The sequence below is a fragment of the Acidobacteriota bacterium genome, from assembly GCA_022340665.1.
In the GTDB taxonomy this organism is placed as follows: domain Bacteria; phylum Acidobacteriota; class Thermoanaerobaculia; order Thermoanaerobaculales; family Sulfomarinibacteraceae; genus Sulfomarinibacter.
This window is the reverse complement of record JAJDNM010000027.1, coordinates 1-16,467: the sequence shown is the minus strand read 5'-3', so window position 1 is coordinate 16,467 and position 16,467 is coordinate 1. Positions and strand designations below refer to the sequence as shown.

Genomic DNA, 16,467 nt, shown 5'->3' with positions numbered 1-16,467 from the left:
CGGCTCGACGAGCTGTCCTCTGGGCCCCCCGACTTGCCGATGAGCCGCACGGCCGACGAGCCGAAAAGCCTTTCTGCGCTATCCTCGTCAGAACTCGAGGAGGCTCGGCGATGCTTTTCGACTCAGAGATAGACCGTGCGGTGCGTGAGGGTAGACCGCTCACCGAGACCGCGCCGTGGAAAGCCCTGAAGGCGCACCACCGTGAAATCCGCGGCCTCCACATGCGCGACCTCTTCGCGGCAGACCCAAACCGATTCAGTCAGTTCTCTCTCGAGCTTGCGGGCATACTCTTCGACTACTCGAAGAACCGGGTCAACGAGACCACCATCGAGCTGTTGATCGACCTGGCGAGGGCGAGCGGTGTGCAAGAGGCGGCCCGGGCGATGTTCGCCGGTGAAAAGCTCAACTGGACCGAAAACCGCTCGGTACTGCACGTGGCGTTGCGCAACCGTGCAGCGACACCGATCGAGGTCGATGATGAAGACGTGATGCCGGGCGTCGAAGCGGTACTCCGGAAGATGAGGGGATTTACCGAAGCGGTTCGAACAGGTCAGTGGCTCGGTTTTTCGGGGAGGCCGATTGCCACTGTCGTCAACATCGGCATTGGTGGCTCGGACCTCGGCCCGGCGATGATCTGTGAAGCGCTGACCCCGTACTGCGACGGACCGAAGGTCCGCTTTGTTTCGAATGTCGACGCGACGGATTTCGCGGAGAACACCCGCGATCTCGACCCCGCCGAAACGCTCTTTGTCATCGCGTCTAAGACCTTCACCACCCAGGAGACGATGACAAACGCGCACACGGCTCGTAGATGGTTAGTCGATGCTTTGGGAGACGAAGCGGCTGTAGCGCGACACTTCGTGGCGTTGTCGACCAACCACCAAGCGGTCGAGGCGTTCGGCATTGATCCTGACTGCATCTTCGAGTTCTGGAACTGGGTTGGCGGGCGATATTCGAGCTGGTCCGCGATTGGGCTGACCATAGCTTTGGCCATCGGATTCGAGCGGTTCGAGGAATTTCTCGAGGGAGCCCACGAGGTTGACCGGCATTTCGCCGAAGCGCCGCTCGAAAAGAACATCCCCGTCCTGATGGCGATGCTCGGCATCTGGTATCGTAACTTCTTTGGCGCATCGACCAGGGCGGTGCTGCCCTACGACCAGTACCTTCGTCGATTTCCGGCCTACCTGCAGCAGGGCGATATGGAATCGAACGGCAAGTCGATCAACCGCGAAGGACACCGGGTCGGTTACCGTACGGGGCCGATCGTGTGGGGTGAACCGGGCACCAATGGCCAGCACGCCTTCTATCAGCTCATTCACCAGGGCACCGAGTTGGTGCCGTGTGACTTCATCGGCGTGATCAACTCCCACAACCCGGTTGGAGACCACCACCAGAAGCTGATCGCCAACTGCTTCGCCCAGTCTGAGGCGCTGATGCGGGGAAGGCCCGCGGACGAGGTGGAGGAAGAACTCCGCTTGCGGCAAATGGAGGACGGAGAGATCGAGGCGCTTGTGCCGCACAAGGTCTTCGAGGGCAACCGCCCGAGCAACACATTTCTCCTCGACGGTGTGACGCCGAGGTCGTTGGGGATGCTACTGGCGATGTATGAGCACCAGATATTCGTGCAAGGTGTCGTGTGGCGGATCAACAGCTTCGACCAGTGGGGCGTCGAGCTGGGGAAAATCCTCGCGGGGACCGTCCTCGGCGAGACCGGCAGCCTTGAGGCGGGCCGTGAAGTCGATCTCTCGCATCACGACAGCTCGACTCGCGCGCTGATCGAACGTTTCGTCGCGCGTCAAAAAGACTTTTGAACCACAGAAACACAGAGAGGGCCTGCTGGTTTTCTTGACGTTTTGGTGATGTTAGGTGGGTGGGCGGCAAGTCCGAAATCCGAAATGCGAGGTTGGGCGGGCGGGTTCTGTGCTCTCCGTGACTCTGTGGTGATTCTAGCGTCCGGGTTAGAATGCCGCCTCCCGTTCAGGGACCTGGAGGATCGATGACCCTGATTCGTGTTGCGCACTCGCCGGACTCTGACGATGCATTCATGTTCTACGGGTTGGCCAAGGATTTGATCGACACCGGTGACCTGCGCTTCGAGCACGTGCTCTCCGATATCGAGACCCTCAACCGCGAGGCCTTCGACGGGACCTACGAGGTGACAGCTGTGTCGATCCACGCCTACGCCCACCTCGATGATCGATATGCGTTGCTCGCGTCGGGTGCGTCGATGGGCGACGGTTACGGGCCGGTGCTGGTATCGAGAGAGGTGGTATCGTCGGACGATCTCGCCGAGATGACGGTTGCCATTCCCGGCCGTCTGACGTCGGCGGCACTCGCCCTCAAGATGTGGAACCCGCGGCTGCAAACGGTGCCCCTTTCGTTCGACGAGATCATGCCGGCCGTGAGATCCGGCGAAGTGGATGCCGGCGTAGTCATCCACGAGGGCCAGCTGACGTGGAAGGACGAGGGATTTCACCGGATCGTGGATCTCGGAGTGTGGTGGGCGGGGGAGACCGACGGGCTTCCGCTCCCGCTGGGTGGAAACCTTATCCGACGCGATCTCGGCGGAGAGATGTGCAAGCGGGTCGCGGTGCTCCTCAAATCATCCATCGAGTACGCCCTCGAACATCGTGAGGAGGCGCTCGATTATGCCCTCGACTACGGTCGTGGCCTTGACCGCGACAAGGCGGACCGATTCGTAGGGATGTACGTCAACGAGCTCACCGTGGACTACGGAGAGAGAGGGCGCAGGGCCGTCAGTTCGTTCCTCGAGCGCGCGTTCGAGGAACGTCTCATTCCGAAGGTCCCGCAGCTCGATTTCCTTTGACCGGCAACTTCAGCGTCGCCATAGCGCCGACGGCTGCCGCGGCGGCGAGGACCGCCCACGCAAGGCTCCAGCCCTCGGTTTGATCGCGGATTGCTCCGGCGGCCGCCGGCCCGAGCAGTGTTCCGAGGTTGGAGAAGGCAGTGATGAAACCGAATGCAAATCCGATCCTGGCGGGGGGTGCGAGAATAGCCGGCATCGAGTAGGTCGCAGTCGAAACCGTCGCAAACGTGAGGCCAACGAGAATCATTGCCAGAGCAGGATGGATCACCGATCCGGCCATTGTCGCCAACACTGCGGCCAGAAGGAGCTGACCGCCGAGCACCCACCTGGCGGTGCGTCCGGTACGGTCGATCAATGTCCCCACTACTGGGGCGAGGATGAGGGCGACCCAGGCAATCAGGCTGCCGATGAGGAGCGATGAGGAGCCGCCACCAGCCCACTCCGGAGCAAAGGTGAAGACCGAGGCGTAGGCCGCGAAAAAGAGCATCCAGGAAACGGCCAACGCCAGCAGCGGCGCTGTGATCCAAGGCTCGCGCGAGTCGGTCTCGGTAGCTGCTTCGCCGCGCAGGTTTTTCGGGACCGCAAAATTGTGCAGAGGAATGGCGATGACGACGATGATGGCCAGCGCCATGAGCTCACCCCGCCACCCGAGACTTCCAAGGAGGCGCGGGTGAAGGGTGAACATGACCACCATGCTCGCCGGATACACGGCATTGAAGACGCCCATTGCCAGGGAAAGCTCCCGACCGGCGAAGGCCGCGGTGACGAGGCGGGCGAGCAGGAGATTGACGACGAGAGCGCCGAGCCCGAAGAGCAGGCGACCGATCAGGAGGGTCATGTAATTCGGTGCCACGGCGAAGAGGAGTGAGCCGATGAGCATCAGGGACAGTGAGGCGTTTCCCGCCGCTCGCGCCGGCCAACGATCGACAGCCGCACCGAGTGGAATCGACAGGAATATCGCCGGGATGGCGATCGATCCCATCAGCACTCCGATTTCGAGATGGCTGAGGCCGAAACGCGTGACCAGCTCCGGGATCAACGGAGGCACCGCGAAAAAGGTCACGCCGACAGCGAAGAAGCTGACGACCGTGGACGCGAGTATCAGCCAACGGCGGGAGGTGAGGTCGTATTGCATGGAGGGCATGATAACGCCGACAATCGGCAAGATGGCAGGACGGCAAGACGGCAACACGGCGGGCCGATGAGCCGTCCAGCCGATCGACCGTCGAGCCGAGCCTTTCTTGACAGTTTAAAACATTTGTTTAGAATCATTGTTTGAAACATTTGTTGGGAGTTGTCATGGAAGCATCGTCCACCCATGTCTGTCGAACTCAGGAGTCTGAGGATACCCGCGAGCGAATCCTCCGTGCAGCACAGAAGTTCTTTGCCGAGAAGGGTTTCGAAGCGACTTCGGTGCGCGACATCACGACCGAAGCGGGCTGCAACGTGGCCTCGGTCAATTACCACTTCGGCGGCAAGGAAAACCTTTATCTCGAGACCTTCCGGTCCATGGTCACCGCCCTTCGCGATCGGCGAATCGAGACCCTCGACGAGTTGCTGGCGAGGAACCCGGCGCCGGCTCTCGAGGAGTACTTGCAGTCTTTCGCAAACGGATTCCTCGAGCCTCTGGTCGACGATAGCCACGGCCGCCTCTTTCTCGATTTGGTGTCGCGAGAGATGATCACTCCGCGGCTTCCACAAGGCGTTTTCCTGAACGAGTTCATCCGACCGCTAATGGAGCGCGCCACCGCTGCCCTGGCCAAGTGCGGGCCGCCTCTCGATCCGGAGACCGCCCGGATGTGCACCATGTCACAGGTCGGCCAGCTCCTGCACGTGCTCAAGACCTATCACCTGTTCACGGTTCACGAAAGATCCAATCTGGTACCGGAACGCCTCGCGGATCATGTGAGCCATTTCGTTCGGTTCTCGGCCGGAGGCATCCGCGCCTGCGCCGACGCGGAGATGATCCGGGAAGATCGTGAGCCAGGACGAGAGGTAGTCTCATGAAAAATCAGCCATTGATTCGGCTCGCGGGAGTGGGAATCGCCCTGTTGCTTGCGGTGGGATGCACGCTCGGTCCCGATCCCGAACGCCCTGCGACGGCTGCGGACGTTTCCGACGGCTTTGTTCACGCGTCGGGGGCCGATGCGAAGCCGCTGCCGGAAGTAACGCCCTGGTGGCAAGAGTTCGGTGACGAGACAACCACCGTGTTGGTCGAACTGGCCCTCGCCAACAACCCCGATCTGCGGGCCGCGGCGGCGCGGGTACTCGAGGCCGAAGCCGGCCTGCGCAGGGCCGGGGGCGCGATGTGGCCGCAGGTTGGATACGGCGCGGGTGGGACCCGCCAGAAGATGTCCTTTGTCCTGCCGGGCACGGGGCGAAGAGAAATCTTCTCGACGACCTATTCGTACGATCTCAACGTCTCCTGGCAGGCCGATTTCTTCGGACGTCTCAAGCGGACGCGGCAGGCATCCTGGGCGAGCCTGCTCGCCGAGGAAGCGTCTCGCGAGGCGGTGATCCACTCGGTAGTGGGCGCGGTGGTGCGCGCCCGTGTCCTGGTCGCGACCGCAGGGTGGGCACTGGATATCAATCGCGATATTACCGAAAGCTGGCAATCGACCCTGAGCACGGTGGAGCGGCGTTACAGAGCGGGTATTGCCGACGCGGTCGAGGTCCACCTGGCGCGTGAAAACCTTGCCTCGGCCCGGGCCTCCGAGGCGGTGATCGCTGCCCAGCTCGAGCAGGCCAAGCTTGCCCTCGACGTGCTGGTAGGCCGGCGCCCCGGAAGTGGGGGAGATCTTCCCGACACCCTGCCGCGCCTGCCGTCGCTCGATCCGGTGCCGGTCGGTCTTCCGGCCCAGCTGCTCGATCGCCGGCCGGACCTCCGTCAGGCGGAGATGCAGCTTGCTGCTGCTACCTACGGCGTCGGTGCGGCGATCGCAACCCTGTATCCGGACCTCAGCCTGACCGGGTCGGCGGGCGGCCGTTCGGACACCCTAGCCGATCTGACGTCGGTGGACGGGATCGTCTACAACGCGATCGCCAGTCTCGTCGGGCCGATCTTCTCCGGAGGTCAGCGGCGGGCGGATGTCGACGCAGCCCGGGCGCGGGCCGAGCAGGCAACCGCGTTGTATGCCGGGGCGGTCCTCAACGCTCTGCGCGACGTGGAGGAGGCCTTGGTGCTCAGCGAGGCCTCGCAACGCAACCGGGAGTTCTCGGACCAGCGGGTCGAAGAGGCCCGAGCGGCCGACCGCCTGGCCAAGGAGCGGTATCAGCGTGGTGTGGGGGGCCTGCTGACCGTGCTCGAGACCGAACGGCGGCTGCGGCTCGCCGAGCAGGCAAACCTCGCGGCGACCGCAGACGTATGGAGCTCGCGTATCGATCTCTTCCTCTCCCTCGGTGGCGACTGGTCCACAGACACTCCATCTGCCGAAGTTGGTGATTCCGAGGAACGTGGGAAACAGGCCGAATCCACAATTCCTAACTCCGAATTCCTCATTCCGAATTCAAGAGAGGTGCTCTGATGTCTTCGAAAACTCTCAAGCTCGTCATCCCGGTCATCGTTCTCGTCGTGGGCGTCGCCGCCGCAGCGCTGATTGCCTCCGCCCGGAAGGCGCCCCCCAGAGTGGAACGGCCGGCCCTCGGGCCTCTGGTCGAGGTCATCGAAGTGAAAGTCGCTGATGCTCCGATCATCGTCACCGGCCACGGTGAGGTCGCACCTCGGGTAACAGTCGACCTGGTGCCCCAGGTACCGGGCCAGGTGATCCGGGTTCACCCATCGGTGGTCGCGGGTGGCTTCTTCAAGAAAGGAGAGGTACTTGTGACCATCGATCCGCGCGATTACGAGCTGGCAATGGAGCGCGCGGAAGCGGCTGTGGCTCGAGCAAAGGTCAATTTCGACCGCGAGAAGGCGGAGGCGGAGGTGGCCAGGGAAGAGTGGGACGGACTCCATCCAGGTGAGGAGCCGACCGGCCTCGTGATTCGCGAACCGCAGATTCGGCAGGCCGAGGCGGAGTACGCGGCGGCCGTCGCGGATCTCGCCGTCGCAGAGCTCAATCTGGAGCGAACCCGGCTGTCCCTTCCGTTTGACGGGGTGGTCGTGTCTGAAAACGTCGATGTCGGCCAGTTCGTGGGCGTCGGCAGCCGTCTCGCCACCGTCTACGGCACCGACACCGTCGAGGTGCGAGTTCCGCTCGAAAGCCGAGAGCTCGCGTGGTTCGACGTGCCTTCCGGGAACCGGAGTTCGGGTCCGAGAGCGGAGGTCAGCGCGGAGCTCGGAGGCCACGAGGTCGTGTGGGATGGCACGGTGACGCGGATGGAAGCCCAGGTCGACCAGATCTCGAGGATGGTTCACGTAGTGGTCGAGGTCGCAGATCCGTACGAAGCCAACGTAGATCACCCTCCGCTGCTGCCCGGCACCTTCGCCGACGTACGGATTTTCGGCCGCACGCTTGCCAATGTCGTGTCCCTGCCCCGCTATGCAGTTCGAGAGGACAATCGGGTGTGGGTCTTTGAGAACGGTACTCTCGAGATTCGTAATGTGGAAGTGCTGCGTGCGGATCGCGAGCGGAGCCTCGTTTCGGCGGGTCTCGAAGACGGTGATCTGGTAGTTGTGACTGCGCTCGACGCGGTGACGGACGGGATGAAGGTGCGGCGGGCGAGCGACGGCCCGGCGGGAGGACCGGCATGAAAGACAGCCGCAAGGGACCGCTGGCCTGGTTTGCCGCCAACCACGTCGCGGCGAACATGTTGATGATCTTCATTCTGGTTTCGGGTGCGCTGGCCCTGGCTCGAGTCGTGGTCGAGGTTTTCCCCGAAATCGACACCGACACCGTGACAATCCGGGTGCCCTATCGTGGAGCGTCACCGGCCGAGGCGGAGGAGGGTGTGTGTGTGCGGGTCGAGGAGGCAATCGCCTCGATCGAGGGTATCAAGCGAATTCGGTCCGTGGCGCAAGAGAACATGGGAGTGGTCACCGCCGAGCTTGAAGAGGACGCGGACGACACAAAGGTCCTCGACGATATCAAGGCTGCGGTCGACCGGATCGAGACCTTCCCGATCGAGACCGAGAAGCCAGTGGTTGCCGAGGGTGACACCCGGCGACGGGTGATCACGGTCGTGCTCCACGGAGACGCCTCCGAGAAGACGCTGAAGGCACTGGCGGAAACGGTTCGAGATGAGCTCACGGCCCGGGAAGGCGTGTCTCAGGTGGAAATTGCGGGTGTCCGCAACTACGAAATCTCGATCGAGGTCTCGGAGGAAGATCTGAGGCGATATGGCCTCAGCTTCGAGCAGGTGGCCAACGTAGTGGGGATGTCGTCCCTCGATCTACCCGGTGGAGCGGTCAAGACTCGTGGCGGCGAGATCCTGCTCCGGACCAAGGGCCAGATGTATCACGGCACCGAATTCGAGGACATCGTCGTGGTGACCCGGTCAGATGGGACACGGGTCTACCTGTCAGATGTCGCGACCGTGGTCGACGGGTTCGAGGACACCGACACGGCTACCAGCTTCAACGGCAAGAGAGCGGCCCTGATACAGGTCTACAGAGTCGGCAGCGAAGGTGCGCTCGAGGTGGCCGAAGTGACCAAGGATTTCATCGAGGACCTCGAGCCGACCCTTCCGGCGGGGGTCTCAGTCGATACCTGGGACGATGATTCGATCATTCTCAGGCAGCGGATCGGCCTGCTGCTGCGAAACGCCCGCCTTGGTCTGATCCTCGTCTTTGCCTGTCTGGCCCTGTTTCTGAATCTCAGGCTGGCATTCTGGACCACCATGGGAATTCCAATCTCGTTCCTCGGGGGATTCTGGCTGGTCCCACATTTCGATGTCACCCTCAACATGGTCTCGCTGTTCGCGTTTATCGTCGTCCTCGGCATCGTGGTCGACGACGCAATCGTTGTCGGCGAAAACGTTTACAACTATCTGGAAAAAGGCATCAAACCCCTCGACGCGGCCATCCGCGGCGTGCGCGAGATGGCGATGCCAGTGACCTTCGCCGTCATCACGACGGTTGCCGCTTTCGCTCCGCTGCTCTTCGTGTCGGGTCGCATGGGCCAGATCATGAAACAGATCCCGATCGTCGTCATCTCGGTGCTCCTGATGTCGCTGGTCGAGGCGCTCCTCATCCTGCCGGCCCACCTGTCGGGTGACGGTCATCTCTTCAACCGGATCCTGAGGCCGATCCTCGGCCCGATCGAGCGTGTCCAGAAGACGGTCCATAGAGGTCTCCAGTGGATCATCAGTGGTCCCTATCGGAAGAGCCTCGACCTGGCCCTCGAGTGGCGGTATCTGACGGTTTCCATGGCTCTCGTTTTCCTCATCGTGAGTGTGGCGGTGGTAGTCGGCGGATACCTCAAGTTCAGCATGATGCCCAACGTGGATGCCGACAGCATGGCGGCGATGTTGACCATGCCGCAGGGGACGCCGGTCGAGCAGACGCAGGCGGTGCTGGACAGGATTACCGAGGGCGCGGTACAGCTCGCCCGGGAGTACGACGAGGGCAAGTCCGAAGGGGCCCCTTCGATCGTCACCCATATCTCGGCGACCGTGGGACAACATCCGACCGCCGGGGCGCACGGTCCGATGGCGTCACAGAACGTGGCACAGAACTCCGCTCACCTCGGCGAGGTCAGCGTTGAACTTCTGGGTTCAGAGCACCGATCGGTCAGTTCCTCAGAGCTCCTGAACCGATGGCGCGAGATCGTCGGCGAGGTTCCGGGTGCGGTGTCGCTCATATACAAGTCGAGCCTCTTTTCACCCGGGGACGCGATCAGCGTGCAGCTCGCTCACAGGGACTTCGACACCCTGCTTCACGTGGTCGATCGGCTCAAGGGGATCATAGCCGAGTACCCGGGAACCAAGGACATCGCGGACTCATTCCTTCCGGGCAAGCAGGAGCTCGAGCTCTCGCTGACGCCAGAGGGTCGTGCCGCCGGTTTGACCCTGGCCGATCTGGGTCGCCAGGTGCGTGCAGGTTTCTACGGTCGGGAGGTCCAGAGGATCCAACGCGGTCGAGACGACATCCGGGTCATGGTTCGGTACCCGGAAGATGAGCGGCGGTCTTTGGGCGACATCGAGAACATGCGGGTGCGCCTGCCGGACGGTAGCGAGGTTCCGTTCACGATTGTCGCGTCGGTCGAGGAGGGACGGGGATACGCCGTAATCAACCGAACGGATCGCCGTCGCGTGGTGACTGTGACGGGCGATGTCGACGCATCCGTGGCGAACGCCAATGAAATCAACGCCGATCTGCGAAAAGAGGTGCTGCCGAATCTCGCGCTCGAGTTTCCCGGCCTGACGTACGACTTTGAAGGTGAGCAGCGCGAACAGAAGGAATCGCTGGACAGCTTGAAGGTCAACTTCCTGGTGGCTCAGATTGCCATCTTCGCGCTCCTGGCGATTCCGTTCAGGTCCTACACCCAGCCCCTGATTATCATGTCGGCGATTCCATTTGGCCTCGTGGGTGCCGTCTTCGGCCACATCGCGATGGGTCTCAACCTGACCATGCTGTCGATGTTCGGAATGGTTGCGTTGACCGGCGTCGTGGTCAACGACTCGCTTATTTTGGTCGACCTGATCAATCGCCTGCGCCGTGAAGGTGTGTCGGTGGACGAGTCCATCAGGGAGGCGGGCGAACGGCGATTCCGACCCATCCTGTTGACCACTGCCACGACCTTTCTCGGTCTGTCACCGATGATCTTCGAGACCAGCATGCAGGCTCGGTTTCTGATTCCCATGGCGGTGAGTCTGGGATACGGCATCGTCTTCGCGACTGCCATCACACTGCTTCTCGTACCGACGCTCTATCGCATCCTCGAGGACCTCAAGATGGCCTTTGGAACCGCAACCGAAGAGATGAGAGTGAGTCGGCAGGTGAAGGCAGTAGAGAGCTGATTTGGGATTTCGAATTTCGAATTTCCCACCCGCACGACCAGAGAACGGGTGGGTGGGAATTCAACATTCAAAATTGAGAATTCAGAATTGCCGTCCGAGATTCGGCTGGAAGACGTCGCGGAAGTGGCGGATGCGCCAGGGGAAGAGGCCCCCCACGCGTTCGATAGTCACCAGATCGTAGCGGCACGGCTCCTCCCAGAGTCCGAACGTACCGAGGTAGGCCGAGGCGGCGCGGGTGAGAATCTGTTGCTTCTTGGTGTTCAGCGCCTCGCCAGCGCCGCCGAACTCCCGGCCCGACCTGGCCTTGACCTCGACGAAGACCGTGGTGCCGTTACGCTTCATCACCAGGTCGATCTCACCTCCGGCACCGCGCCAGTTGCGGTGTTTTGGGCGGTAACCCTTGGCCAGCAGAAGCACCATCGCCGCCCATTCGGCGCGACGACCCAGGCGGTGTTCTTTCGGTCGTTTCATTTCAGTGATTCTAACGTCGAACCGGCGCCATGCGCCTCGATCCGATGTTCACAGGTAGTACAGGAATTGGGGTCGGGTTATCCGACCGGTTAGGGAAAGATTGGGTTGGCATCTGTCACGTGCCGGAAGGTACTCAATTACCGATCCACGAGTCGAAAACAACGATGCGCATCGAGGATCGAGCATCGAGGATCGACGGGCGAACGGTAGAATGCGCCCGTGCGAACCGACGACTTCGATTACGAGCTGCCGCAGGAGCTGATTGCGCAGTCGCCGGTGCCGCGCGGCACGTCGCGGCTGCTGGTGCTCGACCGTGCGAGCGGCGAACTCGAGCACCGCCACATCGGCAATTTCGTCGAATACCTTCGGCCCGATGACCTGCTGCTGCTCAACGATACGCGCGTGATTCCGGCGCGCCTCTGGGCCCACCGCCCCACCGGCCGGAAGTTCGAGCTGCTACTACTGAGAGCGCTGGACGGTGACGCCTGGGAAGCACTGCTGCGCCCGTCGGCTCGCGCCAGGATCGGCGAACGCATCGTGCTCTCCGATGGAGGCGTGGCGATTCCGGAGGGGCGGCGTGGCCAGGGACGTTGGCGCGTGCGGTTCGACCCGTCGCTCGGTCTCGAGCGGCTGGACCGCATTGGCGAAATGCCGTTGCCTCCCTACATCGGACGGCCCGAGGGGGGCATCGAGGAGGACCGGCGGAATTATCAGACGGTCTATGCCGCCGCTCCGGGTGCGGCCGCGGCGCCGACCGCCGGGCTCCACTTCACCGAGGGCCACCTGCAGGATATCCGGGACCGCGGCATCGAAATCGCATCGCTGACCCTGCACGTTGGGCTCGGCACCTTCCGGCCGGTATCGGTCGAGAACATCTCTGATCACGAGATGCACGAGGAGTGGTACTGGCTGTCGGAACCTACGGCGGTGGCGGTCAACACCGCCCTCGAGGCGGGACGCCGGATCGTCTGCGTTGGCACCACCTCGGTGCGCGCCCTCGAGGGTGCCCTGGCCGCAGGGAAGGGCCGCGCCCGGACCGGCGACGGATTGACCCGGCTCTTCATAACGCCCGGATATGCGTTCCGGGGCGTGGGTGCCATGCTGACCAATTTCCACCTGCCTCGTTCGACCCTTTTGATGATGATCAGCGCCCTCGCCGGAAGGGAGAAGATTCTCGACACCTACGCCAAGGCGATTGGCCGACGATACCGCTTCTTCTCCTACGGCGATGCGATGCTGATCGTCTGACCGCCCGCCCACCCGATGCTAGATGCTGGATACTGGATAATCGATCCGCCCACCCGGCTTCGCCCCTCGGGCTTTGCCATGGTAAGCCCCTTGACAATTCAGCAACGCGATTTATCGATTCGTTAAATCGAGCATCGAGCATCGAGCATCGAGCATCGGTTGGGTGGTCGGGGATGGACCATCGCGGCGCCCGGACGCCGCAACGGTGTGCGGGTTGGGTGGGGTTGTCAGCAGATCAGGTGGATGACGTTGGGGTGGAGATCTCTTGGGGGATGGGTGTCTCGTCCCGTGACCGCTGGAGGGCGGCTGCGGTCGGCTCTCCGGGAAGCCATTTCAAGAGTGAAACACCACATCACTGGATCTCCTGTGGATTCCTATTCCGGAGGGGGGCCGACGGTTACGAGCCCCGCCCCAGCGGCAGTCGAGTTGGTCACCGATCTAGTGGGTCGTCGTCCGACGGGGTGGGCGTCCTTCGCTCCTCGTCTTCTCCGAGGATGCGGTGGGCCGGGGTTTCCAGGTCGTCCATCTGCCCGGATCTCACCGACCAGATGAACATTGCGAGGAAGAGCAATGCCAGCAGCAGGGCGAATGGCAGGGCGATGTAGACAGCGGACACGACGCTATTCTACCGCCCGTTTCCTCAGTGTTGAGTTTTGAATCTTGAGTGTTGAGTTATCCCCCGCCCGCCCGAGAACTGGGAGGCCGGGTGGGAACTCAAAACTCAACACTAAGAACTCAAAACTTCAAAACGTCCGTGCTCGATACGAACTCAACACAACCGTCATACTGCTCAACGGCATCAGAATTGCGGCGAGGAGCGGACTCATGTGGCCGGTGATGGCGAAGCTCACCGCGACAAGGTTGTAGGCGAGTGAAAAGACGAGATTGCGGCGGATCACGCCGAGCGTGCGCTCCGCGCCGTCGAGAAGCTCCACAACCGGCGCGAGGCCGGGACGTGCGAGATAGACGTCGGAGGCGGCCAACGCAGCCTCTGCGCCCCCGTGGACGCCTATGCCAACCGTGGCCGCGGCCAGCGCCGCGGCGTCGTTCACGCCGTCGCCGACCATTGCCGTCGTTGCGCCTGCTGCTCCCTCCCGCACCGCCTCGAGCTTTTGCTCTGGGGTCACTCCGCCGTGAGCCGATGCCGCCGGAAGGCCGATTTGTTCGGCGATCGATTGAACGACCAGCGGGTGGTCCCCGGAGAGAATTTCAACAGTCCATCCATCGTCGACAATTGCGCTCACGGCATCCGCGCTGTCGTGGCGAAGGGGATCGCCGATCCCCACTATCGCCACGACCTGGTGGTCGACCGCTATTGCCACCGGACTCAGGCCTTTGCGGGCGAAGGCATCCGCGGCCTCCGAGGCTTCTTCCGGCAGGCCGCCAAGCTCGCTGGAGACGTGGCCCGTCGAGGCAATCATGACTTCCTGGTCATTGCACATCCCGCTGATGCCGGCGCCGGTGATCTCTCGCACCTCCGTCACCTCCGGCAGCCCCTCAATGAGATCGTCCGATCCCAGGGCGCGAGCTGCCGGGTGGGCGGAGTGACGCTCGATCGCCGCCACCATCCGTTTCACGCTTACATCGCCCCACCAGGCTAGGATCCCCAGTTTCCCTTCTGTCAGCGTGCCGGTCTTGTCGAGGATCATTCGCCCAGGCCGGGCCAGGTTCTCGAGCGCATCGCCACCCTTGATCAGGATTTGCTTGCGGGCGGCACGGCCGATCGCGGCGCTGACCGCCAACGGCGTGGCGAGCCCGAGGGCGCAGGGGCAGCTGACTATGAGCAACGCGACTGCGTGCTCGACCGCGTGCTCGGGCTCGAGCGGCAGCCAGACGGCGACGGTGATTGCCGCCAACGCCAGCACGAGGGCTACGAACCAACCCGAGATCCGGTCGGCGAGCTGTACCACCGGGGCGCGCCGAAGGGCTCCCTCCTCGACCAGCCGCATCAATCGGCCGACGCGCGTGTCCTCGCCGGTCGCGCGGACCTCCACAAGGACTCGACTTCCCAAATTGACGGTGCCGGCGTGGACGGGGTCTCCGGCGGTAACCGGTTCGGGCAGTGACTCACCGGTGAGCAGCGATCGGTCGAGGGTCGAGGAGCCGTCGGACACGACACCATCCGCCGGGATCGAGTCCCCGGCCCGGACCTCGACTATGGCCCCGGGTCCGAGAGCTTCGATCGGTACCTCGCGAACACCCTCGGCTTCCACCAGGCGCGCGGTGGATGGGGCGAGGGTGAAGAGCAGCTCGGTGGAGCTTGCCGCTTTGAGTTGCTGACGACGTTGCAGGAACCGGCCAACCAGGAGGAAGAAGATCAGCGCCGTCACCGAGTCAAAGTAAATTTCGCCGGTGCCGCGGACAGTGTTGATGGCACCCTGGGTGAAACCGGCCAGGATGCCGATCGCGATTGGCAGGTCCATGTGCAGGCTGCGAGTCTTGAGCGCCCCCCAGGCCCCGCGGTAGAAGACGTTGGCGCACCAGAAGACGGACGGCACCGCGAGGGCCATGCTGACCCACCGGAAGAGGTTCCTGAACTCGTCGGTGATGCCGTGGAAATGGCCGCCGTAGAGAGCGAAGGCGATGAGCATCACGTTGCCGGCGATGGCACCGGAGACTGCTATCCGGATCAACAAGGAGCGCTCTTCACGCCGCGCCATGTCCCGCGCCTCGACCCCGCGAAAGGGATGTGGCGCGTAGCCGATGGAATCGAGGAACCGAGCGATCTCCGACAGCTGCGTGGTTTCGGGGTTCCAGGTGACAGTGGCGAGCGAGCGGCCGAGGTCGAGTCGCACCTCGGCTACCCCGTCGACCACAACCGTTAGCTTCTCCACCAGCCACACACAAGCGGCGCAGTGCACGCCCTCGAGGTAGAGCTCGACAGTCGCGACACCGTCGGACCGGTCGCGGCAGTAGAGGTCCCAGAATGCGGGATCGTCGAACTCCGCGAAGCTCTTGCCGGAGCGCTGCGCGGCCAGATCGGGCCCGTCGATACGGGCCTTGATGTCGTAGTAGCCGTCGAGCCCGTGCTGATGGATCACCTCGTAAGCCACCCGGCATCCGTTGCAGCAGAACTGGAGCTCGGCCCCGTCCTCCACCAGACCCGTCGGCACAGGCAGGCCGCAATGGTTGCAGTCGATAGTCATTGTGGAGATTTTCTCATGGGAGAAAAGAACGAATTCGAAATTCGGAGTTCGGAATGAGGCATGGTGTTCGCCGCTTGCCTTCTCGAGCCGTGTAAGATGGGCGGGATCTCTCGTTGAAAAAGGTTGTTGCTCGACCTGAAATCTGTTGGGCGATTGAAGGGGGTCGGGATGCGATTTAGGGTTCCGGGAACTCGAACGGCAACCGTGATTGCGTGTGCTTGTCTGTGCCTGTGGTCGGCGCGGTCGATGGCGCAGTATCTGACATCTCGGGATGTATTGGGAGCGGATCCGGTGGTGCCTAACGTGGTGCTGAACTATGGGACGGACGCAAACCAATTCGGCCACCTGTTTCTGCCGGACGGCGAAGGCCCGTTCCCGGTGCTCGTCGTTATCCATGGCGGATGCTGGCTGTCGTTCGCAGATCTGGAGTACCTGGGTCGGTTTGCGAAAGCCTTCGCGCAGGCGGGCATCGCGACGTGGAACATAGAGTATCGACGCGTCGACAGCCCCGGAGGTGGTTGGCCGAATACCCTTCTCGATGTTGCCAAAGCCATCGACTTTCTGCGGGCTATGGAGTCCGAGTATCGACTCGATCTGAATCGTGTGGTCGCGGTAGGCCACTCGGCCGGTGGACACCTCGCTCTCTGGGCAGCCGCTCGACCGAGGATCGAGGAAGAGAGCGTGTTGTACTCGGAAACGTCCCTGCCGATCGTGGCTGCGGTGAGCTTGGCCGGACCAGGACAGCTGGCACCGTTTCGGGACATGGACAATGAGGTGTGCGGGGGGGATGTCATCGATCAGCTTCTGGGCGGATCTCCGGACGAGGTGCCGGACCACTACGCGGCGGGCTCGCCCATTCGAATGCTGCCGCTCGGGGTT

Annotated in this window: 12 protein-coding genes and 1 pseudogene; 9 read left to right on the top strand and 4 right to left on the bottom strand. The window is 62.8% G+C overall.

Annotated elements, in window-relative coordinates; translation table 11 throughout:
• The first annotated feature begins 110 nt into the window (after positions 1-110).
• Together pgi and LJE93_03725 are read left to right on the top strand one after the other, a co-directional pair.
• Positions 111-1,811: a glucose-6-phosphate isomerase gene (pgi, locus tag LJE93_03730; protein MCG6948011.1), complete on the top strand. Its 1,701-nt coding sequence runs from the start codon at positions 111-113 to the stop codon at positions 1,809-1,811.
• 185 nt (positions 1,812-1,996) lie between these two features.
• On the top strand, positions 1,997-2,827 hold the full coding sequence (locus LJE93_03725) for an ABC transporter substrate-binding protein (protein MCG6948010.1): 831 nt from the start codon (positions 1,997-1,999) through the stop codon (positions 2,825-2,827).
• Here LJE93_03725 and LJE93_03720 read toward each other — a convergent pair.
• Positions 2,793-3,962: an MFS transporter gene (locus LJE93_03720; GenBank protein MCG6948009.1), complete on the bottom strand. Its 1,170-nt coding sequence runs from the start codon at positions 3,960-3,962 to the stop codon at positions 2,793-2,795. The genes LJE93_03725 and LJE93_03720 overlap by 35 nt on opposite strands.
• Before the next feature lie 164 nt (positions 3,963-4,126).
• Between LJE93_03720 and LJE93_03715 the strand changes: the two are divergent.
• The 5 genes and pseudogenes from LJE93_03715 to LJE93_03695 all read left to right on the top strand — a co-directional run bounded on the left by LJE93_03715 (position 4,127) and on the right by LJE93_03695 (position 10,723).
• Positions 4,127-4,315: pseudogene (locus tag LJE93_03715) on the top strand (TetR family transcriptional regulator).
• A 21-nt stretch (positions 4,316-4,336) separates the two neighbouring features.
• Complete coding sequence (locus LJE93_03710) at positions 4,337-4,834, top strand: DUF1956 domain-containing protein (protein ID MCG6948008.1); 498 nt, start codon at positions 4,337-4,339, stop codon at positions 4,832-4,834.
• Positions 4,831-6,351, top strand: a complete 1,521-nt coding sequence (locus LJE93_03705) for a TolC family protein (GenBank protein MCG6948007.1) — start codon at positions 4,831-4,833, stop codon at positions 6,349-6,351. The genes LJE93_03710 and LJE93_03705 overlap by 4 nt, the downstream gene beginning before the upstream one ends.
• Positions 6,351-7,517 carry an efflux RND transporter periplasmic adaptor subunit gene (locus LJE93_03700; GenBank protein ID MCG6948006.1) on the top strand — a complete coding sequence of 389 codons (1,167 nt, stop codon included), beginning with the start codon at positions 6,351-6,353 and terminating at the stop codon, positions 7,515-7,517. The genes LJE93_03705 and LJE93_03700 overlap by 1 nt, the downstream gene beginning before the upstream one ends.
• Positions 7,514-10,723 (top strand): efflux RND transporter permease subunit, encoded by a 3,210-nt coding sequence (locus tag LJE93_03695; GenBank protein ID MCG6948005.1) that lies wholly within the window; start codon positions 7,514-7,516, stop codon positions 10,721-10,723. Before LJE93_03700 ends, LJE93_03695 begins: the two co-directional genes overlap by 4 nt.
• Before the next feature lie 81 nt (positions 10,724-10,804).
• Here the strand turns inward: LJE93_03695 and LJE93_03690 are convergent, their stop codons facing one another.
• Positions 10,805-11,194: a YraN family protein gene (locus LJE93_03690; GenBank protein MCG6948004.1), complete on the bottom strand. Its 390-nt coding sequence runs from the start codon at positions 11,192-11,194 to the stop codon at positions 10,805-10,807.
• Between the two features lie 219 nt (positions 11,195-11,413).
• On the opposite strand from LJE93_03690, the gene queA reads away from it, so the two are divergent.
• Positions 11,414-12,442: a tRNA preQ1(34) S-adenosylmethionine ribosyltransferase-isomerase QueA gene (gene queA / locus LJE93_03685; GenBank protein MCG6948003.1), complete on the top strand. Its 1,029-nt coding sequence runs from the start codon at positions 11,414-11,416 to the stop codon at positions 12,440-12,442.
• A 430-nt stretch (positions 12,443-12,872) separates the two neighbouring features.
• Here the strand turns inward: queA and ccoS are convergent, their stop codons facing one another.
• Together ccoS and LJE93_03675 are read right to left on the bottom strand one after the other, a co-directional pair.
• Positions 12,873-13,058 carry a cbb3-type cytochrome oxidase assembly protein CcoS gene (gene ccoS / locus LJE93_03680; protein ID MCG6948002.1) on the bottom strand — a complete coding sequence of 62 codons (186 nt, stop codon included), beginning with the start codon at positions 13,056-13,058 and terminating at the stop codon, positions 12,873-12,875.
• Between the two features lie 127 nt (positions 13,059-13,185).
• A complete protein-coding gene (locus LJE93_03675; protein ID MCG6948001.1) occupies positions 13,186-15,588 on the bottom strand; it encodes a heavy metal translocating P-type ATPase in 2,403 nt (800 codons plus the stop codon).
• A gap of 168 nt (positions 15,589-15,756) precedes the next feature.
• Here LJE93_03675 and LJE93_03670 point away from each other — a divergent pair.
• A partial coding sequence (locus tag LJE93_03670; protein MCG6948000.1) for an alpha/beta hydrolase occupies positions 15,757-16,467 on the top strand: 711 nt, incomplete at its 3' end.